This is a genomic window from Xanthomonas sp. NCPPB 1826 (assembly GCF_056725285.1).
Map to the genome: position 1 here is coordinate 4,372,788 of NZ_CM161521.1, position 23,150 is coordinate 4,395,937.

Genomic DNA, 23,150 nt, shown 5'->3' on the forward strand with positions numbered 1-23,150 from the left:
GTGCACGATCACGACCACATCAGCCACGCCACGCAGCGCGCTCAGCGCAGCGCCGGCGCTCCCACTGGCGCATGCTCGGCCATCAACGCACTCACCCACTCGATGAACACACGCAGCTTGGCGCTGACATGCCGGTTGGGCGGGAACGCGATCGACAGCGGCATCGGCTCCATCCGCCAGTCCTCGAACAGCGGCACCAGTTCGCCACTGGCCACATGCGCCCTGGCCATGTACACCGGCAACCACAGCACGCCCATGCCGGCCAGCCCGGCGGCCAGATAGGCGTTGCCGTCGTCGGACGCCACCACGTAACGCCCTTGCAGATGCACCGCCTCGCTGCCGCGCTGCATGACATAGGGCACGGTCTTGCTGCTGCGCCAGCGCATGAAGCCGACACAGCGGTGCTGGGTGTTTTCCAGCTCGCGCGGGTGTGCCGGCATGCCCAGCCGCTGCAGATACGCCGGCGCCGCGTACACGCCCGCCTGCAGGTCGCCCACGCGGCGCGCGATCAGCGACTGATCGGTGATGGTGCCGCCGCGCACCACGCAATCCACGTGCTCGCCGATCAGGTCCACGCGGCGATCGCTCACGCCCATGTCCAATTGGATATCCGGATAGCGCGCATGAAAGGCCGGCAGTGCCGGCATCAGGATCAGGCGCGCCAACGGGCTGGGCACATCCACGCGCAGGCGCCCGCGCGGCAGCGCCGACGCATCGGACAGGCTGGTCTCGGCATCGTCCATGTCCGCCAGCAGCCGCAGCACGCGCTCGTAGTACGCCGCGCCATCGGCGGTGACATGCACCTGCCGCGTGGTGCGGTTGAGCAGCCTCACGCGCAGGCGTGCCTCCAGCTGCTGCACCAGCTGGGTCACGCTGGCCCGGCTCATGTGCAAGGTCTCGGCCGCCTTGGTGAAGCTGCCGGTCTCCACCACCCGCGCAAACGCCTGCATCGCGTCGAACCGGTCCATCGCCACTCCCGACTCCAAGATTGTTTGGATTCTACAAACAGTGCTGGTCGGCATCGCCGATTTATCGCGCGCAGACAAGCACCTACGCTGCCTGCCTGTTCCGATTCGACACCCGATGGAGGTCACCATGGCAACACGTGAGGCAGTTTTTCCGCAGGGGCGGCACGCGCTGTACGAGCGCCACCGCTATTCGCCGGCAGTGCGCGCCGATGGCTTGCTGTTCGTCGCCGGCCAGGTCGGCAGCCGCGAAGACGGCTCGCCGGAGCCGGAGCTGGAGGCAGAGATCGCCCGCGCCTTCGCCAATCTCGATGCCATCCTCGCCGCGGCCGGCTGCAGCGCGCAGGACGTCGTCGACGTCACGCTGTTCATGCTCGACCCCGACGTGGTGTTCGAGGCCATGTGGGACAAGTGGGTGAGCTACTGGGGTCCGGCGCCCTACCCCACCGTCACCGCAGTGGGCGTGACCTGGCTGGCCGGCTTTCGCTTCGAGATCAAGGTGGTGGTGAAACTCCCGACACGGCAGCAGTAAACGTTTCCAGTAACTTGCCGGTTGTATCGCGTCGCGTCTGCATGCAGCCGAAGCAAAATCTCCGCTGGCCGCATCGCACTGGCGATAAGTAACTGGCGCGCCCACGCGAAATAGTTCAAAGACCGCCATGCCTGGCTCGCCAGTGCGTGGCGTTTTTTTGCGTGTGCACTTCGGAGCAAACGCATCTATGTCAATTTTCCCCTGGAAAAATGCGTGTTTTGCTTACGTCGCCCTTCACCGGCTGTGCTCATCCTCGGCAGGCCCGAGATGCGGACGATTATGTCCGAAGATATTCATTCCGGCTGTTTCAAACACCTAAATTACGCGTCTCGATAGGGCGGAACTATCGCCCACTTCTTGTGGTGCTTTGGTTTCTTAACCGGTTTTTCCAGGTTGTAAAAATCTCGCTAAAGCAATGATGCAGACGGCCGCTACCGCAATCCAGGGCGTTGCGACGCTCATCACCGTTCTGCCCGCGCGCTTCCCATGGCGCTGCGTCCACCACCCACTCAGCCGAGATTTCAATGAAATTGACCGTCAAGCTTCTCAGTGGCGCCATCGCCCTGGCGTCGTCGACCTGCGCCTACGCGCAGCAGGACTCGATGTTTTCCTTCAGCGGCTTCGGCACGCTGGGCGTGGTGCATTCGACCGAGGACCAGGCCGACTTCACGCCCGACATCCAGACCGTGGAAGGTGCCGGTGCCAGCCACTCCACCTCGGCACGTCCGGACTCGCGCATCGCCGGCCAGGTCAATGCCAACTTCACCGACAAGTTCACCGGCGTGTTGCAGGTGACCAGTGAGTACGCCGAACGCGGCGATTACGATCCCAAGGTCACGCTGGCGCATGTGAAGTATCAGTTCGGCCCGCAGTTCGCCGCGCGCCTGGGCCGCATCACTGCGCCGCTGTACATGCTGTCCGAGTACCAGCGCGTCGGTTACGCCACCCCGTGGGTGCGTCCGCCGTACGAGGTCTACAACTACCTGCTGCCGATGGACGGCGTCGAAGGCGTGTACACCATCAACGCCGGCGAGAGTGTGGTCAGCGTGCAGGGCTTCTACGGCCGCATCAATTCGAAGAAGGCCGATGTGTACGCCATGCGCGGCCTGGCGCTGGGCCTGGAATCGGGTGCGTCCACGTTCCGCGCCGCCTACATCGTGGGCACCACCGATTTCGATACACCGGCGCTGGATCGCCTGTTCTCGGTCTATCAGCGCATCAATCCCGCGCTGGCCGATCGCCTGACCACCTATGGCGTGGACGGCAGCTTTGCCAGCCTGGGTTACGCCTACGATCCGGGCAGCTGGTTCCTGCGCAGCGAAGTGATCCGCGCCGATTACTCGCCCTCGCTCAACGGCAAGACCACCTCCGGTTATCTCAGTGTCGGCGGTCGCTTCGGCACGCTGACGCCGTCGGTCACCTATGCCAACGTCGATCGCAAGGGCCCGACCATCGCGACCGGCCAGGATCCGGTCGGCGTGATGACGCGCGCACTGGCGCAGGCCGAAAGCGGCCGTCACAGCTTTACCGCATCGCTGCGTTGGGACGCGCGTGAAAGCGTCGCATTCAAGCTGCAGGCCAGCCACATCAACAACAACGCGGGCTCGTTCGGGTCGTTGAACAACATCCAGCCGGGCTTCCGTCCGGGCGGCAGCTACAACCTGCTGTCGGCCTCCGTCGACTTCGTGTTCTAAGAGAGCCCCCATGACCATTTCCAAGTGTTTTGCAGTCTCTCTGCTTGCCGCGCTGTCGCTGACCGCGTTCTGCGCCAATGCCGATGTCGTGGTGGTGATGTCGGCCAAGGGCGGCCCGGACAGCCTCAGCGCCGCGCAGGTGTCGCAGATCTTCCTGGCCAAATCCAACAGCCTGCCCGGTGGCGGCGCGGCGGTACCGATCGATCAGGAAGAAGGCGTCGCCACCCGCGATGAGTTCTACAAGAAAGTGGCCTCACGCGACGCGGCACAGCTGAAGTCGTACTGGTCGCAGCTGATGTTCACCGGCAAGGCGCAGCGTCCCAAGCGTGTCAGTGGCGACGATGCGGTCAAGAAAGCCGTTGCCGCCACGCCGGGCGCCATCGGTTACATCAGCGCCAGCGCAGTCGACGCCAGCGTCAAGGTCGTCCTGAAGCCGTGACCCGCCACCTGCTCGAGACTCAAGTCATGAGACGCATCCTGTCGCTACCGTTGTTCTGGAAAATCCTGATGCCGGCCGCGGTGGCGATCCTTTGCCTATCGAGCTATGTGGCCTTCAGTACGCTGGTCTTTCACCGCAACAACGACCGCCTGGAAGCGGTACGCGACGTGCATTTCCCGATGCTCGACGCCATGACACGCAACGTGGCTGCGCTGGACAAGCTCATCAACGGGCTCAACGGCGCCGCTGCCGCCGGCGATGCCGACATGTTGGCGGCCACCAAGCCGGTGGCCGACGAGATCCACGCCTCCTACGTGAAACTGCAGAAATCCGATCCCGCCAATGCGACGGAGCTGGCAGGCCTGGGCAAGCAGTTCGATCAGTACTACAGCCTGGCGCACGGCGTGGCCGCCGCGTTCGTGGAGCAGCGCGAACCCGATGCGGCGCAGATGAGCGCCATGGCACCGGCACTGGAAACCTATCGCACCACCCTGACCGCCATGCAGAAGCGTGCCGATGCACGCTTCCGCGGCACCGTGCAGGAAGCGGTGGACAGCTCGGTGGCGGCAAGCATCGGCGGGCTGGTGCTGGGCCTGGTCGGTGCGGTGCTGTGCATCGCCTTCGGCTGGATCGTGGCACGCGCCATCACCCAGCCGCTAAACCGTGCGGTGGGCATTGCGCATGCGGTGTCGTCGGGCAAGCTGGACAACAGCATCTCGATCGACCGCAACGACGAGGTCGGCCAGCTGCTGCAGGCGATGGACAGCATGCAGCGTCAGCTGCGTCGGGTGATCCAGGCGCAGACCGACATGGGCGACAAGCATGAAGCCGGCATGGTCAGTCACCGTATCGCCGAGCAGGAATTCCCCGGCGAATTCGGCAGCATGGTGCGTGCCAGCAATGCGCTGGTGTCCAGCCATATCGCGGTGACGATGCAGATCGTCGCATTGACCGAGCGCTATGCCGCCGGCGACCTGTCGCAGCAGCTGGAGCCTTTGCCGGGCGAGAAGGCGGTGATCAGTCAGTCGATCAACGATGTGCGGGCCAGCCTGTTGTCGATCAACGGCGAGATCAAGCGGCTGGCATCGGCCGCGGCGGCAGGCGACTTCAGCGCACGCGGCGACGAGACCGCGTTCGAGCATGATTTCCGCCAGATCGTGGTGGACCTCAATCACCTGATGAGCAGCTCGGACAAGAGCCTGGGTGCGGTGTCGCAGGTGTTGCAGGCGATTGCGAGCGGCGACCTGACCACGCGCATGCACGGCGATTTTGCCGGCGTGTTCGCACGCATGCGTGACGATGCCAACACCACGGTGGATCGCCTGACCGATATCGTCGGGCGCATCCAGCATTCCTCGTCGGAGATCGACACCGCGGCCGGCGAAATTGCCGCCGGCAATCAGGACCTGTCGCGGCGTACCGAACAGCAGGCGGCCAGCCTGGAAGAAACCGCCGCTTCGATGGAGGAACTCACCTCCACCGTCAGGCAGAACGCCGAGCACGCACTGCAGGCCAACGAACTGGCGCGCAGTGCCGCCAGTGTGGCCTCCAAGGGCGGCGAAGTGGTCAGCCAGGTCGTCGGCACCATGTCGGGCATCGAAACCTCCTCGAAGAAGATCGCCGAGATTATCAGCGTCATCGATGGCATCGCGTTCCAGACCAATATCCTGGCCTTGAACGCGGCGGTGGAAGCCGCACGTGCCGGCGAACAGGGCCGCGGCTTTGCGGTGGTGGCCTCGGAGGTGCGCACGCTCGCGCAGCGTTCGTCCGCTGCGGCCAAGGAGATCAAGGAGCTGATCGACGCCTCGGTGGGCAAGGTAGCCGAAGGCTCGGTGCTGGTGCACAAGGCCGGCACCACCATGACCGAGATCGTCGCCAGCGTGAATCGGGTCACCGACATCATGGGCCAGATCACCGCCGCATCCAGCGAGCAATCGGCCGGCATCGAACAGGTCAACCAGACGGTGATCCAGATGGACGAAACCACCCAGCAGAATGCAGCGCTGGTGGAGGAAGCCATGGCCGCGGCACGGGCGATGGAAAAGCAGTCCAGCACCCTGACCCAGCTGGTCTCGCTGTTCCAGCTGCAGCCTGCCAGCGCACCGCAACTGGAAAAAGAGGTCGCATAGTCGACCCAGCGTATCGTCTCGCGACGTATTTGACGCCCCCTTCTGCATGGACTGCAGAAGGGGGTTTTTTGTGTCCGCCGACGGCGAACGCAGCGCCGGCACGGCAGCGTCGCAAGGCGCGCATCTTGCACCGACGAACGGCACTGCGCTGCTTCCAACCTGACCTCTGGCGGTGTCGCCTGCCGGTGTGTGCTGGCGTATCCCGACCGCAAGGCGGGCGGTTGTCCGACAGCAGCAACCGCGCTCTGCTGATGGCGCAGCTGTGCGCCATCGCAAAAACCCTGGCGCGGAAGGGCATCCGCACGCTCCAGGCATAACCACGCGCTTATCGCCTGCCAGTCCGTATGCCGCCCAATGCGCGAGACCGGTCACAATTTTGTCGGAAAAACTGACGTGACCGCACATTCCTCACGCCTACGTCACCACCAAGCAACATTTGCATGCGATAGCTGTCGCGCTCGCTAAAAAAGCGAGCCAACTATCCCCCTTCCAGCGCGCGTTCCGCTGAGCGTCGATCTGCCCCCCGGCAGCCGGCGATGGCGTCGTGCGTCCGATTGATTTTCCAGGAGATTCACTGCCCATGCGCTTCCGGACTTTCTTCGCCGTTCTGCTGTTCACCGCTGCCAGTGCCAGCGCAAACGCCCAGGTCGTCACCCTCAACAAGGGCGGCTACACCTTGCGCTACGACTGCACCAACCACACCGCGTTGCGCTACGAGTATGTGCTGCAGGCCGATACCGGCTCGGCCGCGCGCCCGTCCAGTTTCAATCTGGACACCGAACTGCCCAGCGGCTGCGCCGGCCAGACCTCCACCGCCTCCTACGCCAGCGTGCGCACCGGCTACGATCGCGGGCACCTGGTGACCTCCAACCACATGGACTACAACGCGACCTACATCCGTCGCGCCAACCTGATGTCCAACATCGTGCCGCAGGTGTCCAGCTTCAACCAGGGCATCTGGGTACGCGCCGAAAACGTGGCCGAGTGTTACCGCGACATCGCCAGCGTGCAGGTCTACGGCGGCGTGATCTACAGCGACACGACCAACGATTACTTCCTGAGCAGCCACGGCATCCGCACCCCGGACTTCTTCTGGAAGACCATCATCACCGCCAACCCGGGCGGCGGCACCCGCGCGATCAGCTGGCTGATTCCCAACAGCGCCAACCTCGGTTCGCTGGACAGCTACATCGTCAGCATCGACGAACTGGAAGACCTCTACGGCGCCAGCACCATCGGCATCACCGCACCGGCCGCCGTCAAGGCCATGCTGCCCGCCACCACCTGGCCGCAGCCGAGCAATTGCGACCTGGGCTGAGGGCGGCTGCCCGCTTCTCCAGCCACGTCGATCAAGCGCGGCTGACACCATGTTGCGAGCAGGCGTCAGGTGGGTGCGAACGGCGCGTCCGGCACCGGAGTGTCCGAATGGCCCTTGCCGATGCCGTGCACCGGCCGTGCCCACCGGGCGCTGAGCGCAGCAGCCTGCTCAGCCGCTCTACACCGCTGGGCGTGTGATCCAGCAGACAAGGCCCGGGATTCCCGGGCCTTGTCGTTGCAGGCAGCACCACGCCTGGCCCGCCGCAACGCGCACTCAGGCCTCGGGCGCGGCAAGCGCCGCAAACCAGTCCGCGTATGGCGTGTTCTTGACCAGATGCCGATTGAAGTCTTTGGCACCATCGCTCCACCACACCGGGCCGCGCTCTCCCAGCGCCGTCTTGGCACGATCCACCGCCGCACGCGCTGCAGCCAGCCGCCCGGCATCCCCGTCGCGCTTGGCCGCCTTGACCGCGCGTCGCGCGTCCATCAAGGCGGCGACCAGCCCGGCACGCACGTCTTCGCGCAGATGCGGGTTGGCGGTACGCCAGAGCCGGCCACGCACGATCAGATACCGGCCATCGGGCGTGGTGACGGGCGCAGCATCGGCGGCGGCCGTCATTGCCAACGTACTCGCAAACGGCCCTGTGACGTCGGGCAGACCAAGCCGCGCCTACTCGACCCGCGCAAAACGGGGACGCGCAACGCCGTCCACCTCGACCTGCTCGATGAACATCGCATACGGCCGCACCCACAGACCGACGTCGCTGTCCAACGGGCGATAGAGCACCAGCGGGGCCAGCGTTTCGCTGCAGCGCACGACGCCGAGCACTTCATAACGGCCGCCCTTGAAGTGGCGGTACTGGCCCAACGCGATGCTGGGCAATGGCGACAGGGAGGTGTCCATGGATGTCACAGGATGGGCAATCCGCAAGTCTAGGCAGCATGGCCGGCCACAGCCAGCACATGCCGCGCAACCGGTGCCCTCTGCCGGGTTCAGCGTTGCACGGCCGCGTGCAACGCTGCCACGCGCTTACTGGTCGTCGTCTTCGTCTTCGTCGTCTTCCGCGCCCAGGTCGTCATCGTCCTCGACCGGGTCTTCGATGCCATCGTCGTCATCGATCTCGCTGTCCTGCGCAGGCCCTTCCTGGATCGGTGTGTTGTCCCTGCCCGGTGCCTTGATGCCATTGGGCGGAGTCGGATCGTCTACGCCGCGGTTGCCGTTTTCGTCGTTGCTCATGGTCTGCTCCAGCGGTAAAAGACCGCACGGCCACCCTCCTCCCGCCAATGTGACGTGCACGTGTGTCCTGCACGATGGCAGCGCCCCCGCGCGGCCATGCGTGAGACGAACGAGCGCGACTGCATCCGGCCGGCACCTGTGGCCGTAGTGATGAGAACGCCCACGGAGTCACCCGCATGCCGAGCCTGATCTGCGACCTGAAAGACCTGCTCGCCGCCTGGAAGGCCGAAGCCAGAACCTTCGATGCCTGCGACATGCCGGCCTCCGCGCTGGCCTTCCGCGACTGCCATCGTCGCCTGTCCGCGTTGCTGGACGACCATGCACGTCACACGGCAGCGCCGACGGCCGAACTGGCTGCGCACGAGCAGCCAAGCTCAGTGCCCCAGCTGCAGGCGCGCGCCATCGCGCCGGTGGGTTCCTAAGGTTTCGATCAGCGTATCGCTGGCCTGATTCACGCCGATCACCTCGACCTCGGCGCCGTGCGCGCGCAGCTTGAGCACCACCCGATCCAGCGCTGCCACCGCGCTGATGTCCCAGAAGTGCGCGTGGCTCAGATCGATCAGCACCTTCGGCGGCGTGCCCGGGAAATCGAAGCTGGCCACGAACTGGCCGGCCGATGCAAAGAACACCTGGCCGCGCACCGCATACACGCGCACTCCGTCGTCACGCTCGCAGGCCTCCACCTGCAACATGCGCCCGACCTTGCGCGCAAAGAACAGCGCCGACAGCAGCACCCCGGCCAGCACGCCGCGGGCAAGATCGTGCGTCCATACCGTGACCACGACGGTGCCCAGCATCACCACCGACGAACTCCCCGGGTGCGTGCGCAGATCGCGTAGCGAGCCCCAGCTGAAGGTGCCGATGCTGACCATGATCATCACCGCCACCAGTGCCGCCATCGGGATCTGGCGCACCCTGGGCGCGCCATACACCACCATCAGCAGCAGGACGACGCCGGCCACCAGGCACGACAGGCGCCCGCGCCCGCCCGAGCGCACATTGATCACCGATTGCCCGATCATCGCGCAGCCGGCCATGCCACCGAAGCACCCGGCCAGCAGGTTCGCCAGCCCCTGCCCTGCGCATTCGCGGTTGCGCTGCGACGGCGTGTCGGTGAGGTCTTCGACAATCTGCGCGGTCATCAACGACTCCAGCAGGCCCACCACGGCCAGCGTCGTCGACACCGGCAGCAGGATGCGCACGCTGTCCCACGTCAGCGGCACGTCCGGCAGCAGGAACACCGGCAAGCTGTCGGGCAGACGGCCCATGTCGCCCACGTTGCGGATGTCGATGTGCCAGTACGCGCACACCGCCGTCAGCACTACGATGGCGACCAGCGGCGAAGGAATCGCCGTGGTGAAGCGCGGCAGCAGATAGATGATGGCCAGGCCCGCTGCACACACCGCATGCACCGGCCATGGCATGCCGACCAGCTCCGGCAACTGCGCCAGGAAGATCAGGATCGCCAACGCATTGACGAAGCCGGTGATCACCGAGCGCGAGACAAAGCGCATCAATGCGCCCAGGCGCAATGCCGCGGCGATCAGCTGCAGCACGCCGGCCAGCACGGTGGCCGCCAGCAGGTACTGCAGGCCGTGCTCCTTGACCAAATCCACCATCAACAACGCCATCGCGCCGGTGGCAGCCGAAATCATGCCGGGCCGGCCACCGGCGATCGAAGTCACCACCGCAATGCAGAACGCCGCGTACAGCCCGACCTTGGGGTCGACGCCGGCAATGATCGAAAAGGCAATGGCTTCGGGAATCAGCGCAAGCGCGACCAAGATGCCGGCGAGCACATCGCCACGCACGTTGCCGAGCCATTGCTGGCGCAACGAGAAAACTCTGGACATTGAAACGACTCCGCGCACCGGCAAACACACGGCGCGAATACATGAACGTCAAATACCTGGACCTTCGCAGCAACTGCGAGCGCGTGATGCCTTAGGTCAGGGTGGTGTCATGTGTCGGAGGAAATCGTTTTGGACGAGGCTTCATGCTAACGCGCTGATGTCGGTCTGCACAACCCGATGGCGCGCTGCTGCGCACGCGCGTCGAGCAGTCGAGGCTGAGCAACGCTGCCAATGCGTGAGCACCACCAACGCGCAGGCGGCTGGAAGCTGCGTGTTGGCATCGCATGCTGCCACTGTCGATGGGCAAGCTGCATGCGTCGCGGGCGCAGGGCGCTGCGTGAGACACCGTCTGCACGCAGTGGATATGCAGGGCCAGCATGCGCCCTGTCGCTTCAGCCGCTGCCGGCAGCGTGTGGCTCAGTCGTCGCCGAGCACACGCTCGCCCATCAGTTCGCGCTCGCGCTTTTCCAGTTCTTCGGCATAGCGCTTGCGCACGAAGCCTTCCGACAACACGCCCAGCACCTTGCGTTGTGCATCGATCACCGCCAGCTCGTCGGCCTGCGTGGCATCGAAGACCTTCATCACCGCCACGATGTCGGTGTCTGCCAGCAATGCCGCATCGCGGTGCTTGGCGTAGTCGCTCACCGGCGCATCGGCCTGCACGTTGTCCGCGTACAGCACCGCCAGCGGCACCACACCGGCGTAATGGCCGGCGGCGTCTTCCAGCACCACGCGCTGCGTGGACCCCAATGGAAACCGCCGGCGAAACTCGCTGACCGTGGTGTCGTGCGCAGTGTGGTTGGCGTCCTTGCGCATCATCTTGCCGGCCGACAGATTGCGCACCCACCCCACGTCGCGTGCACTGCGGATGTTCTCGCCACGCAGATGCAGGCGCCAGGTGGAGAACGAATAGCCGAACACCTGGCGCACCACGGTGTTGGCCACCAACACCGCCACCATCACCGCGCTCGCCAGCACAAAGTCGTGCGTGCCCTCCAGGATCAGCATGGCCATCGTCATCGGCGCACCGACAATGGCTGCCGCCAACGCAGCCATGCCCACCAACGAGGCGCTGGTGATGTCCACTGCCGCGGCGCCGACCAGCAGGTTCAGGAACACCGCAAACAGGCTGCCCACCAGCGAGCCCATGAACAGCGACGCGAAGAACAGGCCGCCACGGAAGCCGAAACCCAGCGAGATGCCCGACGCGATGCATTTGAGCACCAGCAAACCGGCCAATACCTGCAGCGTGCTGCTGCTGGTCAGGTCCAGATGCAGGGCGCCATGTCCCGACGACAGCACTTGCGGCGAATACATCGCCAGCGGAATCAGCAGCAACCCGCCCACCACCGGGCGCCCCCAGAGCGGCAGCTCGATCCGCCCCACGGCGCGTTCGATACCGGCCACCAGCCGCATCACCGCGATGCCGATCAACGCGCAGGTCAGCCCCAACGCGATGTAGATCGCATAGTCACGCGGCTGCAGTTGATAGGCGACCGCCGCCGGCAACGAATACGGCGCGGCGCCGAGCGCGTTGGCCATGAACGCGCCGGCCAGCGCCGCTGCGGCCACTGGCGCAAGCGCCGAGGGCGTATAGGCGCCGATCACGATCTCGAACGCGTAGAACGCACCGGCCAGCGGCGCCCCAAACGCACCGGCGATCGCGCCTGCAGCGCCGGCACCAACCAGCGTGCGCATGTCGGCCCGGCGTACCCGCAGGACACGGCCCAGCTGCGAACCGGCGCCTGCGCCCATCTGCGTATAAGTCGCCTCTAGCCCCACCGATGCGCCAAAGCCGTTGGACAGCAGCGTCTGCACCGCAACGATCAGGTTGTCGCGCATCGACATGCGCCCGCCGTGCAGGGCGTTGGCTTCCACCGCATCCACCAGCGGCCGCTTGCGCCGCCGTGCCAGCAAGGCTACCAGGCCCACCAACAGGCCGCCCAACGGCAACACCAGCAGCTGGGTGGCGGTGATCGATTCGGCAGTGCTGAGCCGCTCGCCCGGCGCAAGCGCGTACAGCCAGGCCTGCAGCGCATGCGCCATGCCGGCCTGCACCACCATCAGTGCCGCCGCGATCAGCCCCACCACGGCTGCCAGCCCGATGAACCACAGATCGTTGGCGCGCAACTGCCGGCGCAACCACTCCAGCGGCCGTCGCCAGGATGCAACTGCCGGGTGCACGGCGTGCGTGGGGTTGTGAGGAAGTGGCTGCATGGAAGACCAGCGCTCCGCCGGATCAAGGTGCCGGCGCACGGGAGACGTCAGCGATGCGGCCTAGTGTGCAGCAACCTGGCTGACCTGCCGCAGTCTGGCCGCGGCAGTCTGGCCGCGGCAGTGCACGCAACGAACACAGCGGCGGCAGCGGGCGCAGGCCACGCGCCGGGGGACGGCGCGCTCACCCCAGCGCACACAGCGGCTTTTCCCCGGGGCGCAAGGTCAGCACACGCACACCGGTACGCGTGACCGCCACGGTGTGCTCGAACTGCGCCGACAACTTGCCGTCGCGCGTATGCACCGGCCATTGATCCGGCTCGGCGCGGATCGCCGCCCTGCCCTGATTGATCATCGGCTCGATGGTGAACACCATGCCTTCCTGCAGCTGCATCCCGGTGCCGGCATGCCCGTAGTGCAGGATCTGCGGCTCTTCATGCATCTGCCGGCCGATGCCATGCCCGCAATATTCCTTCACCACGCTATAGCCCTGCTCGCGCGCATGCCGCGCGATCGCATGACCGATGTCGCCCAGCCGCGCGCCCGGACGCACCGCCGCAATCCCCTTCCACATCGCCTGATAGGTGGCCTGCACCAACCGCCGCGCCTGATAGGCCACCTCGCCCACCAGATACGTCGTGCTGGAGTCGGCGATATAGCCATCCTTTTCCAGCGTGATATCCAGATTGACGATCTGCCCGCTCCGCAGCACGTCCCCAGCCGCGGGCACGCCATGGCACACCACATCATCGATCGAGGCGTTGAGCACGAAGGGGAAGTCGTACTGCCCCTTGCTGGCCGGCCGCGCGCCCAGCTCGTCGACAATCATCCGCTCGACGAAGTCGTTGAGTTCCAGCGTGCTGCGGCCTGCCAGCGGCAGCTCATCCAGCGCATGGAACACCTGCGCCAGCAACGCACCGGCGTTGGCCATCAACGCAATCTCCGCCGGCTGCTTGATCACGTCCGCGCCGGTTTCAGGGATTGCGGCCGCACGCCTGCCGCGCGCAGTTCCTGCGCCACGATGTCTTGGAACGAGGATTCCGGATGCATCTCGCACAGCATGCCGACCTTGATCCAGAAAGTGGCCTGCGCGTTGATCGACCGGCTGGTCACCGTGCACGCGCGGCGCAGCTGATCGTGCAGTTCGTCATCGATATTGACGATGCCCATGCAAGCTCCTATGTCATGAATATACGGATCGTATATGAAACGTATAAACACCTGCAATGCCGGCAGTTGCCTGCGGCTGCGCTCGCTGGGTATCAGGCGAACGCAGCCGGGAAGACATCAGGCAGGGCAGCGCTAGTGACCGGCAACCGGCGAGCGCGCGCCCGCCGCAAAGCCGTGCTGTCGGGCACGCCATGCAATCAGCAGCCCGATTGCCAGCAGCAAGGCCATGGCAACCGGAAAGGTCTGCGCGCCCCATTGGTCCAGCAGCACGCCGCCCACCACGCCACCGCCAGCGATGACGCTGTTCCAGGCAACCACATTGAGCGACAGCGCAACATCGGCGCCTTCGCCCGCGCTGTCGGCAAGCGCGGTCTGCAGCAGGGTCGCCGCGCCGCCAAAGGTCAGGCCCCACCCCGCCACACAGACGTAGACCACAGGCTGCACGTTTTGCAGCAATGCCAGCACCACAGAGATCGCAAGGAACGTCGCCAACGACACCAACACCGTGCCACGTAGGTGCTGCTCCACCAACTTTGCCGCCACGCCGATGCCGACCAGTGCCGCAACGCCGAAGATCAACAGCAACACGTCAACGCGATGTGCCAGCCCCGCGTGTGCGGCGAACGGCGCCACATAGGTGTACAGGATGTTGTGAGCCAGCATCCACGCCATCACGGTGGCGAGCACCGGGCGCACGCCCGGCGTGCCGAGCACCTTGCGCAGCGGCACCCGCTGCGCTGCGGACTGGCCGGGGTAGTCGGGCACCTTCAGCAGCACCCACACGATCAGGATGAGCGTCAATCCGGACATCGCGGCGAACGCACTGCGCCAGCCCAGTAGGCCGCCCATCCAGGTGCCCAGTGGCACGCCGAGGGAGAGCGCAACCGGCGTACCCACCATCGCAATCGCCATGGCCCTGCCCTGCTGGTCCGGCTGCACCATGCGCCGCGCGTAACCGGCAAGCAGGCTCCACGCCAGGCCTGCCGCTGCGCCGGCAAACAAGCGCGCCACCAAGGTCAGCGCGTAACTGGTCGACAGTGCGGTGACCGAGTTGAACAGCAGGAAGCCGACGATGGTGAGCAACAGGACGTTACGCCGCCTCCACTGCTGGGTCGCAATGGTCAGCGGAATTGCGGCAATCACCGACCCCAGCGCGTAGGCGGTCACCGTCTGCCCGGCCAGTGCCGGGCTGATACCAAGGCCTGCGGACATCTGCGGCAGCAGTCCTGCCGGCAGGGTTTCGGTCACGATGCAGATGAAGCCGGTCATGGCCAGCGCCAACAGCGCGGCGACGGGTAATGGCGGCGGGATAGCACCGGCAGTGGATGCAGTTGAAGAGGTCACACGCTGTCCTTCGTTGGGGAGGGAGAATGCCGGTCAGGCTTCTACATATATATCGATCGATACACATCAAGACCAAAAAAACAGGTCTTCGTCCTGAGACCTGCCGACCGGCACCACTGAGTGTTTACATATGTATCGCTCGGTATATATATCTGCAGGGCAACCGCGTTGTCAATGACATCTGTATCGACTAGTCTTGATGTAGAGATCGGAGGGCGCCATGGCGCAAATGGGAAGGCCACGCAGCTTCGACCGTGACGCCGCGGTGGAAGAAGCGCTTCACCTGTTCTGGGAACAGGGCTACGAATCCACTTCGTTGAGCCAGCTCAAGGCCGCGATTGGTGGCGGCATCACCGCGCCCAGCTTCTATGCCGCCTTCGGCTCGAAGGAAGCGCTCTTCAAGGAATGCATGGACCGCTACCTGGCGACCTACGCCAAGGTGACCCACTGCTTGTGGGACGCCGCGCTCGGCCCCAGGCAGGCGGTGGAGCTTGCGCTGCGCCGCTCCGCCAAGATGCAGTGCGAGCGTGGCCACCCGAAAGGCTGCATGGTCACGCTGGGAGTGATGAGCGCGCCGTCGCCGGAGCTCTCGGCACTATGCACACCGCTGACGCGCTCGCGCGCACGCACGCGCGCCGGCATCCGCGCCTGCGTGGACCGCGCCATCGCCGGCGGCGAACTCGGGCCCGCCGTGGACGCCGCCGCACTGACCTGCGTGTTCGACAGTTTCCTGCTCGGGCTATCCACGCTGGCCCGGGATGGCATGAGCTTCAAGGCGATGGATGCCGCGATCACGCAGCTCATGGGGCTGTGGGACGGCCAAGCGCGCTAAGCAGGTAGCGCTTCAACCTGTGCGCCGCCGGAGGTATCGATGGCAGCGGCAGCGCGCATCGCTGTGCTGGTCTAGTCGAAAGTGCCGACAGCGGAAAGCCGCACCAACTCGTCCACCACGTAGCGCACCTTCGGGCGCAGGTGGCGCGTGCGCGGCCACAGCGCGTAGATTTCGATGCAATAGGCCGTGCACTCTTCCAGGACGAGCTGCAGCCTGCCCGACGGGATGTGCGGGCGCACCAGCGAGATCGGCATCTGGCAGATGCCCAGACCTGCGATCGCGGCGTCGATGACCGCGTCGCCGTCATTCAACTGATGCGTTCCTTGCGGCACAAAATCGCCGGCGCTCACCGTGTCGCCAAACCGCCAGCCGACAGGCTGGCCATTGCGGAAGCCGACGATGCTGCGATGCGCTTGCAGGTCCTTGATGGTGCGGGGAGTTCCGTGTGCAGCGAGATACCCAGGTGAGGCGCATAGCACCAGTCGCTGCCGCCCCAGTTTGCGCGCAACCAGGCCACCGGAGCTTTCAACGCCACCAAACCGGATCGTCAGGTCGATGCCTTCCTGGGCCGGGTCGATCAGATGGTCGTTGAAGGAAAGCGTGTAGTGGAGATCGGGATGCGCTGCACCGATGCGGAGCAGGATCGGCAGCATGACGTGGCGGCCGAAAGACGACGGCATGTCCACGCGCAACCGGCCGCTGGGCAGTGACGACTGAGAGGCCAGGCCAGCTTCTGCGCTGGCGATCTCTTCCAACGCAGCAGCGCACGTCGCGAAATAGGATTCGCCATCAGCAGTGAGCGCGATGCGGCGTGTGGTGCGATGGAACAGGCGCACGCCCAGCCGCGCTTCCAGGCGGGCGATCGCCTTGCCTACCGCCGAGCGCGAGATCCCCAGCGACTCGGCCGCCTCGGTGAACGTCCTGGAACGTGCCGCAGTGACGAAGGTGACCAGCCCATTGAGTGTCTCGACAGGGATCATCAGCGGCCCTTTGGGGAATCAATGTCCCCAATGGCGGGACGCCAAGCGCCTTTATGTGCGCCGAAGTCAACCTTACCTTCTTTAGCCTGTCCCCACCAACTAGCGCCCTCCCCATGACATCAACGATTTTCCACCCCTTCGATCTCGGCGACATCCGGCTGCGCAACCGCATCGTCATGGCACCGATGACCCGCGCGCGCAATCCGGGATGCGTGGCGAACGCATTGACGGCGACGTACTACGCTCAACGCGCGAGCGCAGGCCTGATCGTCAGCGAGGGCACTCCCGTTTCGCAGCAAGGCCAGGGCTACATCGATGTGCCCGGCATCTGGTCGCAGGAGCAAGTCGCCGGCTGGAAGATGGTGACCGATGCAGTGCATGCCCAACAGGGCAACATCTTCGCCCAGTTGTGGCATGTGGGCCGCATGTCGCATACCTCGCTGCAGCCCGATGGCGCCGATCCGGTGAGCGCGAGCACGCGCCCGGTGGCATCCAGCTCCAAGAGCTTTGCGTTTATCTACCGCGAAGACGGAACGCGCGGGACGGCTGAGCCCAGCCCGGCGCGTGCGCTTGAGACCGAAGAAGTGCCAGGCATCATCGGCGATTTCGAGCACGCGGCACAATGCGCGATCGACGCAGGCTTCGACGGTATCGAGATCCATGCCGCCAACGGCTACCTCTTCGAGCAGTTCCTCAACCCGATCACCAATGACCGTGTCGACGCCTACGGTGGTTCGCTGCAGAACAGGGCGCGGCTCATTCTCGAGACCGTGGATGCGGTGGCCGCGCGCATCGGCTCACGCAAGGTGGGGATCCGCCTTGCACCGAACAATCGCCAATTCGACATGCCCGCGTACGCCGAGAGCGAGGCCAGTTACCTCTACCTGGCCGAAGAACTGGCCAAGCGCGAGCTTGCGTATGTGCATCTAAACGACAACCACGCAAACGGCTCGCCGGACATGAGCGAAACATTTCTCGCAGCGTTCAAGCGCACCTACGGCGGCACCGTGATCCTTGCGGGCAAATTGAACCTGGAGCGCGCGGCCCGGTTGATCGATCAGGCAGTGATCGACCTGGCCGCGTTCGGCCAGCCCTTCATTGCAAACCCGGACCTTGTGGCACGCCTGCAGACAGGCGCACCGCTCGCATCGCCGGATCGCGACACTTACTACGGCGGCGGCGCAGAGGGTTACACCGACTATCCAGCCGCAACCTGAAGCACAAGCATCACCTCCGATGCATCCGCCAGCGGCTGGCGCTGCGCGCTGCGAATTCGCCCGTAGGGCTATCGCAGCGCGTATTGGTGTGCTCCTGCGCCAGGCTGAACCGCGTGTGGAGGTGTGCTTGAGTGACGCGTCTTCCATTGAGCTGGCGGTACGTGTGATCGCCGGCGGCGCGTCATCGACCAACCCTGCCCCAGCCAGCCTTGATGGACCTTCCAATGACCCTCGGTAGCGTGGACATGACAACACGACAAGCGGCGGCGTGAGAGCCGCATGCGGTCAGACGGGCGCGTTGGCCAATGCCCGCCATTAGAGGTTGGGCGACATGGCTACCTGCCTTGACCTTCGACGCGTGTGCTCGCTCATCGACTACTAGAGCCCAGCCTGAAGATGCGGCAGGCATGACCGAGCACTGTTGGACATTCTCGAAATGAGCTCCCTTAACTCCAATGCTTTCCCGTTGACACGCGCCGTGAGCTGGAGCGAGTATTCGGGCGTCGCCGCATATTCGGCGACCGGGATTGGCGTCCCGCAACCTGAGGCGCACCAGCGCCCATCGATCGATGCATGGCGCTTTTTTATCGCCCGCATCGTCGCGGGCGCATGCCGGCCAGCTTTATGGCGGGCGGTGCGCGGGGGCCGCAAGGCCCACCGGTCCTCAGGCCGGCACGCCAACCGCGTACCGTCCGCCACCCGGATTGGCGTCGGGGTGACGGATTTCCAAAACCTGAGGAGACCCGTATGTCCTACAACACCCAAGAAGCGCCCGCGTTTGCGGCGCGCCGGATGCCCCAGCATTTGGGCCTGATCGCCAACACTCACGAATGCAGCCATGCAGCGTGGCTGAACTTGATGGCGCACCTCGCAAGTGCACGCAAAGCCATCCACACCTTCACGTTTGCCGACGCTGCTGCAGCAATCGCTGCAGTTGATCCCTTGTGCGCGCAGGTGCGGCCATGAGCACTAGCAAACAGTTCCGCGTCTGCACAGGCGTCACCCTCAGCTTCGAAATGATGCAGGGCTATGTGCTGGCCATGCTGCATGCCCACGCGCAGCCTGGTCTGCCGCCAGTCCTGATCGCCTGCGAAGCCACCGGCTTTGATGACGTGTTGCCAGGCGGCGATGCGCAGAGCGTCGTACTGGGCCGGCTGCACGTCTGCATGCATGAAGACCCGGCAGTTGATGTCCTCACCTGGCTGCGCAGGCAAGCGCACCGTAACGGAGCGACACGATGACTACCGCACACGCAAACGCTTATCCAGAAGACGCCAACTACGCAATCAGCGAAGAAGAACACGACGTGTCCCGGTAGTTTCCGAGCCAAAAAAAGGCACTTGGGCGCGCGTCCAAGTGCCTGCGTTTCATTGGTGGCCCAGCAGGATCAGGCTAAGACAAAGGACGAGGGCACGCATGGGCGCTGTCAGCGGGACCAACAGCTGCGGGTAAGGGAAATACTTACAGGCATGTTCGCCTATTGCCGATAGCGGCTTGAGGCTTTTCCTATAATGATGGTGTGTCACTCGGCGAGCATCGACAGCCGATCGTCTGACACTGATGTTGGACGAACGTAGGTGCCGCTCATCAAGGAGGATGTCTATTGGGCGTCACCGCAATTCGGCACGTGGGCGATTACCTGCTCACGGCCCACAGCATTCCGTGCGACGGAAAGTTCGTGCCGGAGCTCCTGATTTCCAGGCCCGGCGGCATCACATTGCACCGATGCCAACTCAGAAATGCCACCTTTGCTGATCAGAGCGCAGCGTATGACTATGCCAAGTGCTGGATGGCTACGTGCTACGTGTCGAGCACGGGCTCGGTTAGCGCGCCCTAGCAGCAGGCAGACCTATCCTCCCTTGCTCGGCCAAGTCTTCGTAGCCCCCTCATTGCAGGAAGAGCCGCGCCAAGGCACGAGTTCCCGGGCATGTCGTTTGCGGGTTGGTAACCTAGCTTGTGAACTCCAGGCGGCGCTTTATCAAAGCGTCTGGTCGACGAACACAAGACGTGCCGCCCAGGCATCAAGCCGCCTGTATCAGGACCACGGTCAAGATTTCGTGATGGGTGCCGCTAAGCAGTAACACGCACCAAGCAAACTCTACCGGACTGAACGAATCGACTGCCAAGGTAGCGCTTCAGGCTGCCTACTCTCCCCGTTCCCCATCGGCCCTCCCCACCCCCAGCCGCAGCACAAGGCCCCGCCATGCTAACCACGATCAAGAGCAAATTTTTACTAGCATTGTTGGGAACGCTGATTCCAAGCATCGTGCTCTGCCTATTTCTATTGAATAGCCTTCACACTTCCAAGAACAATGTTGGCACGCTCTATAATCGAGACTTCACAGGCTCTGCGCTTGCCAGCAGCATCGACGGTCAACTGACCCGGGTCGACATCAATATCCTGCGCATGATTGCTATCGGCACGCCCGAACTGATCGCACAGTGGAAACAGGAGAACGAAAAGCGATTCACTCAAGTGGCTGCCAGCATCGTTGAGCTAAAACATTTGCTAAGCCAGGAAAAGGAACATACGGCTAAGTTGCAAGCAATCACGGCGAGCTATGCGTTGATGCAAGCAGGTATGCAGCGCCAAGTTGAGTTGATCGAAGCTGGCGATATTCCAGGAGGCGCCGAAGTCAATCGGACTCAGGTCAAAGACAATGCCGATGCCACCTTCGCTGGGCTTGCCACACTTCGTGAGGAGCTCGGCAATTCAGCCAAGCTACGTTATCAGCAGCAGCAGGCGGCCAACACGCGCGCAATGACCCTCTCTGCAGTTGCGCTAGCATTGATCACCTTAGCCGGAATCAGCATTGCCTTGATACTTGGCAATGCGATTTCTCGTTCGATCCGAGGGGCCGTGACGGCTGTAGAACACCTGTCAAACGGAGTGCTTAATGTCGACGTCAAGGTCACGGGTAAGGATGAAACCGTGCAACTGGCCAAAGCGGTCTATCGCATACGTGACCGTCTGCAAGGAGTCATTGCGGCGCAGCTAGAGATGGCACGCCAGCACGATGCTGGTGAGATCAGCTATCGCATGGATGAAGAAGCGTTCCCAGGTGAGTATGGCCATATGGTGCGCGACGCCAACGCATTGGCCAACTCGCACATTGAAATCATGATGCGCTTGGCAAAGATTACAGGACGTTACGCGATTGGCGATCTTTCCGAGGATATGGATCGACTACCCGGCGAAAAAGCTGTGCTCACCGAAACGATGGACCAGGTCAAGCATAATCTGACAGCGATCAATCAGGAGATAAGTCACCTCGCCTCAGCTGCTGCAGCAGGGGACTTTAGTGTGCGCGGCGATGCCGAGCGTTTCCAGTACGATTTCCGCGTGATGGTGGAGAGCTTGAACCAGCTGATGGCCACCGCCGACACGAACCTGCATTCGCTGTCTTCGCTGCTGCAGTCCATCGCCGCAGGCGACCTGACCGCACGCATGACCGGCGAGTTCAAGGGTGTGTTCGCTCAGATGCGCGATAACGCCAACACTACTGCTGCGCAGCTTGCAGAAATTGTTGGACACATCCAGCAATCCGCCGTGTCGATTAACTCGGCGGCCAGCGAGATTGCGGCCGGCAATCAGGATCTGTCGCAGCGCACCGAGCAACAGGCGGCCAACCTGGAAGAAACCGCCGCCTCGATGGAAGAGCTCACCTCCACCGTCCGCCAGAACGCCGAACACGCCCGCCAAGCCAACCAGTTAGCCATCGGGGCAGCCGGTGTGGCATCCCAGGGCGGCGAGATTGTGAGCAAGGTCGTGGGGACCATGGCCGGCATCGAGGCCTCGTCCAAGAAGATTGCCGACATCATCAGCGTGATCGACGGTATCTCGTTCCAGACCAACATCCTGGCCTTGAATGCAGCCGTGGAAGCGGCACGCGCTGGCGAGCAAGGTCGCGGGTTTGCCGTGGTTGCATCGGAAGTGCGCACCCTTGCTCAGCGATCCACCGCCGCAGCGAAAGAAATCAAGACCTTGATCGACGACTCTGTCGAGCGCGTCACCGAAGGCTCCGCCCTCGTGCATACGGCGGGCACAACGATGGCCGAGATCGTCTCCAGCGTGCAGCGCGTCACTGACATCATGGGTGAGATCTCCGCAGCCTCGCAGGAACAGTCGGCCGGCATCGAGCAGGTCAACATCACCGTGACGCAGATGGATGAAACGACGCAGCAAAACGCCGCACTGGTTGAGGAAGCCACCGCTGCAGCCCGGGCCATGGAAGAGCAGGCCACCCAGTTAACCGAGGCGGTGGCGGTCTTCAAGATCGACAAAGAGAAAGTTCTTCCGGCCCGCATAACTCCTGCCACATCAGCCATTGCTAGCTCAAACAGCAAAAAGACGGCATCGCCTTTGAAGACACCCGCAAAACTCGTCCCGCACCGGGCACCACGCAAACTCGAGTCACTCACTGGTTCAACAGACGGCGCAGGTTGGCAGGAGTTTTGACCGAACCGAAGTGGGCCCAAATTGCTGGGCCCACCGGAGCTCTGATCTGACACCATTCCACAAGACAAAGCGATGTCAAACGCTGGTCGTCTATTGTCGAATCCGCTATAGGCTCGCTGAGCCTGCTTAAACAGCGCCGATATAGTGGCTGGGCAGGCTTGCTCCGCACGGCCAGACCAAAAGCAACGGCTACCGTCTGCGCATCAAAAGGCATGAATGCAGAGACTGATAAGTGACCTGGAAGTGCTACTGGCCGTATGGGACGCGAAAGCAAACAATCTTGATTCGTGCGACATGCCCGCGTCCGCACTTGCCTTTCGAGAATGTCGGCGACGCTTGGGGCTCGTCTTGGCATCGCATGCTCGCCTCCCCGTCGCAAGCCAGAGTGAAGTCAACGCTATTCCTTAAAAGCTGCCTGCATGACGCTGCTCAGACGTCGCACGGGGTGAGCGACCATTGGTCCAGCATCCGGCAGAATCAAAGTCCGTTGAGGGCGTTTCCGAGACCATAGGTCTGGAGCCCTGAGCAACGTCAGGAACCTCGGCCTAACCAAGGCCTGGTGGCTCATTGTCAGGGCGGGCCTTCATAGGAACCCCGATTCCAGGAGCGATATCGCCGAGGCACTACATCTTCCAGGAATTCGATTCGCGGGCTGGTTACTGTGCCTAGCGATAGCAAGCTGCTCTTCAACCACTCTGCGTGCGCCTGCGACACGAGCAGCCTGGGATTGATGAACCATCCCTGCAATAAAGCCGGAAACGCTCTACC

The 23,150-nt window shown here is 63.8% G+C and carries 22 protein-coding genes and 1 other RNA gene; 12 read left to right on the plus strand and 11 right to left on the minus strand.

What is annotated here, in order from left to right; genetic code table 11:
- Positions 1–41: 41 nt before the first annotated feature.
- Complete coding sequence (locus tag AC1PLA_RS18310) at positions 42–968, minus strand: LysR family transcriptional regulator (protein WP_374151314.1); 927 nt, start codon at positions 966–968, stop codon at positions 42–44.
- Positions 969–1,095: 127 nt separating this feature from the next.
- Between AC1PLA_RS18310 and AC1PLA_RS18315 the strand changes: the two genes are divergently transcribed.
- The 5 genes from AC1PLA_RS18315 to AC1PLA_RS18335 all read left to right on the plus strand — a co-directional run bounded on the left by AC1PLA_RS18315 (position 1,096) and on the right by AC1PLA_RS18335 (position 7,077).
- Positions 1,096–1,497 carry a Rid family hydrolase gene (locus AC1PLA_RS18315; protein ID WP_039522479.1) on the plus strand — a complete coding sequence of 134 codons (402 nt, stop codon included), beginning with the start codon at positions 1,096–1,098 and terminating at the stop codon, positions 1,495–1,497.
- 524 nt (positions 1,498–2,021) lie between these two features.
- Entirely contained in the window at positions 2,022–3,191 is a 1,170-nt protein-coding gene (locus AC1PLA_RS18320; RefSeq protein WP_039518677.1) for a hypothetical protein, read from the plus strand.
- Between the two features lie 10 nt (positions 3,192–3,201).
- Positions 3,202–3,630, plus strand: coding sequence for a type 2 periplasmic-binding domain-containing protein (locus AC1PLA_RS18325; protein WP_102583573.1), 429 nt, complete (start codon positions 3,202–3,204; stop codon positions 3,628–3,630).
- Positions 3,627–5,759 (plus strand): methyl-accepting chemotaxis protein, encoded by a 2,133-nt coding sequence (locus AC1PLA_RS18330; RefSeq protein ID WP_102583574.1) that lies wholly within the window; start codon positions 3,627–3,629, stop codon positions 5,757–5,759. The genes AC1PLA_RS18325 and AC1PLA_RS18330 overlap by 4 nt, the downstream gene beginning before the upstream one ends.
- 580 nt (positions 5,760–6,339) lie before the next feature.
- Entirely contained in the window at positions 6,340–7,077 is a 738-nt protein-coding gene (locus tag AC1PLA_RS18335; RefSeq protein WP_039518674.1) for a DNA/RNA non-specific endonuclease, read from the plus strand.
- 39 nt (positions 7,078–7,116) lie between these two features.
- On the opposite strand, the gene AC1PLA_RS18340 is transcribed toward AC1PLA_RS18335, so the two are convergent.
- The 4 genes from AC1PLA_RS18340 to AC1PLA_RS18355 all read right to left on the minus strand — a co-directional run bounded on the left by AC1PLA_RS18340 (position 7,117) and on the right by AC1PLA_RS18355 (position 8,313).
- A non-coding RNA gene (locus AC1PLA_RS18340) (sX9 sRNA) lies at positions 7,117–7,193 on the minus strand.
- A 157-nt stretch (positions 7,194–7,350) separates the two neighbouring features.
- The gene (locus AC1PLA_RS18345) at positions 7,351–7,695 is read right to left on the minus strand and encodes a hypothetical protein (RefSeq protein WP_481105079.1); all 345 of its coding nucleotides are present in this window, start codon (positions 7,693–7,695) and stop codon (positions 7,351–7,353) included.
- 51 nt (positions 7,696–7,746) lie between these two features.
- Entirely contained in the window at positions 7,747–7,980 is a 234-nt protein-coding gene (locus AC1PLA_RS18350; protein ID WP_047129433.1) for a DUF1653 domain-containing protein, read from the minus strand.
- A gap of 126 nt (positions 7,981–8,106) precedes the next feature.
- Positions 8,107–8,313 carry a hypothetical protein gene (locus AC1PLA_RS18355; protein ID WP_047127422.1) on the minus strand — a complete coding sequence of 69 codons (207 nt, stop codon included), beginning with the start codon at positions 8,311–8,313 and terminating at the stop codon, positions 8,107–8,109.
- Positions 8,314–8,489: 176 nt separating this feature from the next.
- Between AC1PLA_RS18355 and AC1PLA_RS18360 the strand changes: the two genes are divergently transcribed.
- Complete coding sequence (locus AC1PLA_RS18360; protein WP_481105080.1) at positions 8,490–8,735, plus strand: hypothetical protein; 246 nt, start codon at positions 8,490–8,492, stop codon at positions 8,733–8,735.
- Here AC1PLA_RS18360 and AC1PLA_RS18365 read toward each other — a convergent pair.
- From AC1PLA_RS18365 to AC1PLA_RS18385, 5 genes are all read right to left on the minus strand, one after another.
- Positions 8,688–10,166, minus strand: coding sequence for a SulP family inorganic anion transporter (locus AC1PLA_RS18365; RefSeq protein ID WP_481105081.1), 1,479 nt, complete (start codon positions 10,164–10,166; stop codon positions 8,688–8,690). The two genes, AC1PLA_RS18360 and AC1PLA_RS18365, sit on opposite strands and share 48 nt — an antisense overlap.
- A 417-nt stretch (positions 10,167–10,583) precedes the next feature.
- Positions 10,584–12,383 carry a chloride channel protein gene (locus AC1PLA_RS18370; RefSeq protein ID WP_024938503.1) on the minus strand — a complete coding sequence of 600 codons (1,800 nt, stop codon included), beginning with the start codon at positions 12,381–12,383 and terminating at the stop codon, positions 10,584–10,586.
- A 181-nt stretch (positions 12,384–12,564) separates the two neighbouring features.
- Entirely contained in the window at positions 12,565–13,341 is a 777-nt protein-coding gene (gene map, locus AC1PLA_RS18375) for a type I methionyl aminopeptidase (protein ID WP_481105082.1), read from the minus strand.
- Positions 13,338–13,550 (minus strand): ParD-like family protein, encoded by a 213-nt coding sequence (locus tag AC1PLA_RS18380; RefSeq protein ID WP_024938505.1) that lies wholly within the window; start codon positions 13,548–13,550, stop codon positions 13,338–13,340. Before AC1PLA_RS18380 ends, map begins: the two co-directional genes overlap by 4 nt.
- A 132-nt stretch (positions 13,551–13,682) precedes the next feature.
- The gene (locus AC1PLA_RS18385; RefSeq protein ID WP_481105083.1) at positions 13,683–14,894 is read right to left on the minus strand and encodes an MFS transporter; all 1,212 of its coding nucleotides are present in this window, start codon (positions 14,892–14,894) and stop codon (positions 13,683–13,685) included.
- 220 nt (positions 14,895–15,114) lie between these two features.
- On the opposite strand from AC1PLA_RS18385, the gene AC1PLA_RS18390 reads away from it, so the two are divergent.
- On the plus strand, positions 15,115–15,726 hold the full coding sequence (locus tag AC1PLA_RS18390; RefSeq protein WP_102255853.1) for a TetR/AcrR family transcriptional regulator: 612 nt from the start codon (positions 15,115–15,117) through the stop codon (positions 15,724–15,726).
- Between the two features lie 71 nt (positions 15,727–15,797).
- Here AC1PLA_RS18390 and AC1PLA_RS18395 read toward each other — a convergent pair whose 3' ends face one another.
- The gene (locus AC1PLA_RS18395; RefSeq protein ID WP_481105084.1) at positions 15,798–16,706 is read right to left on the minus strand and encodes a LysR family transcriptional regulator; all 909 of its coding nucleotides are present in this window, start codon (positions 16,704–16,706) and stop codon (positions 15,798–15,800) included.
- Between the two features lie 113 nt (positions 16,707–16,819).
- Between AC1PLA_RS18395 and AC1PLA_RS18400 the strand changes: the two genes are divergently transcribed.
- The 5 genes from AC1PLA_RS18400 to AC1PLA_RS18420 all read left to right on the plus strand — a co-directional run bounded on the left by AC1PLA_RS18400 (position 16,820) and on the right by AC1PLA_RS18420 (position 22,790).
- Positions 16,820–17,923, plus strand: coding sequence for an alkene reductase (locus AC1PLA_RS18400; protein WP_481106231.1), 1,104 nt, complete (start codon positions 16,820–16,822; stop codon positions 17,921–17,923).
- Positions 17,924–18,670: 747 nt separating this feature from the next.
- A complete protein-coding gene (locus AC1PLA_RS18405) occupies positions 18,671–18,889 on the plus strand; it encodes a hypothetical protein (protein WP_102255879.1) in 219 nt (72 codons plus the stop codon).
- On the plus strand, positions 18,886–19,164 hold the full coding sequence (locus AC1PLA_RS18410; protein WP_481105085.1) for a hypothetical protein: 279 nt from the start codon (positions 18,886–18,888) through the stop codon (positions 19,162–19,164). The genes AC1PLA_RS18405 and AC1PLA_RS18410 overlap by 4 nt, the downstream gene beginning before the upstream one ends.
- Positions 19,165–20,126: 962 nt before the next feature.
- Complete coding sequence (locus AC1PLA_RS18415; protein ID WP_104570783.1) at positions 20,127–22,382, plus strand: methyl-accepting chemotaxis protein; 2,256 nt, start codon at positions 20,127–20,129, stop codon at positions 22,380–22,382.
- Between the two features lie 216 nt (positions 22,383–22,598).
- Positions 22,599–22,790, plus strand: a complete 192-nt coding sequence (locus AC1PLA_RS18420) for a hypothetical protein (protein WP_425519206.1) — start codon at positions 22,599–22,601, stop codon at positions 22,788–22,790.
- Positions 22,791–23,150 lie beyond the last annotated feature (360 nt).

Coding starts and splice junctions, on each gene's coding strand:
- AC1PLA_RS18310 (WP_374151314.1), bottom strand. CDS start 968: ATGGACCGGTTCGACGCGATGCAGGCGTTTGCGCGGGTGGTGGAGACC.
- AC1PLA_RS18315 (WP_039522479.1), top strand. CDS start 1,096: ATGGCAACACGTGAGGCAGTTTTTCCGCAGGGGCGGCACGCGCTGTAC.
- AC1PLA_RS18320 (WP_039518677.1), top strand. CDS start 2,022: ATGAAATTGACCGTCAAGCTTCTCAGTGGCGCCATCGCCCTGGCGTCG.
- AC1PLA_RS18325 (WP_102583573.1), top strand. CDS start 3,202: ATGACCATTTCCAAGTGTTTTGCAGTCTCTCTGCTTGCCGCGCTGTCG.
- AC1PLA_RS18335 (WP_039518674.1), top strand. CDS start 6,340: ATGCGCTTCCGGACTTTCTTCGCCGTTCTGCTGTTCACCGCTGCCAGT.
- AC1PLA_RS18345 (WP_481105079.1), bottom strand. CDS start 7,695: ATGACGGCCGCCGCCGATGCTGCGCCCGTCACCACGCCCGATGGCCGG.
- AC1PLA_RS18350 (WP_047129433.1), bottom strand. CDS start 7,980: ATGGACACCTCCCTGTCGCCATTGCCCAGCATCGCGTTGGGCCAGTAC.
- AC1PLA_RS18355 (WP_047127422.1), bottom strand. CDS start 8,313: ATGAGCAACGACGAAAACGGCAACCGCGGCGTAGACGATCCGACTCCG.
- AC1PLA_RS18360 (WP_481105080.1), top strand. CDS start 8,490: ATGCCGAGCCTGATCTGCGACCTGAAAGACCTGCTCGCCGCCTGGAAG.
- AC1PLA_RS18365 (WP_481105081.1), bottom strand. CDS start 10,166: ATGTCCAGAGTTTTCTCGTTGCGCCAGCAATGGCTCGGCAACGTGCGT.
- AC1PLA_RS18370 (WP_024938503.1), bottom strand. CDS start 12,383: ATGCAGCCACTTCCTCACAACCCCACGCACGCCGTGCACCCGGCAGTT.
- AC1PLA_RS18380 (WP_024938505.1), bottom strand. CDS start 13,550: ATGGGCATCGTCAATATCGATGACGAACTGCACGATCAGCTGCGCCGC.
- AC1PLA_RS18390 (WP_102255853.1), top strand. CDS start 15,115: ATGGCGCAAATGGGAAGGCCACGCAGCTTCGACCGTGACGCCGCGGTG.
- AC1PLA_RS18395 (WP_481105084.1), bottom strand. CDS start 16,706: ATGATCCCTGTCGAGACACTCAATGGGCTGGTCACCTTCGTCACTGCG.
- AC1PLA_RS18400 (WP_481106231.1), top strand. CDS start 16,820: ATGACATCAACGATTTTCCACCCCTTCGATCTCGGCGACATCCGGCTG.
- AC1PLA_RS18405 (WP_102255879.1), top strand. CDS start 18,671: ATGTCCTACAACACCCAAGAAGCGCCCGCGTTTGCGGCGCGCCGGATG.
- AC1PLA_RS18410 (WP_481105085.1), top strand. CDS start 18,886: ATGAGCACTAGCAAACAGTTCCGCGTCTGCACAGGCGTCACCCTCAGC.
- AC1PLA_RS18415 (WP_104570783.1), top strand. CDS start 20,127: ATGCTAACCACGATCAAGAGCAAATTTTTACTAGCATTGTTGGGAACG.
- AC1PLA_RS18420 (WP_425519206.1), top strand. CDS start 22,599: ATGCAGAGACTGATAAGTGACCTGGAAGTGCTACTGGCCGTATGGGAC.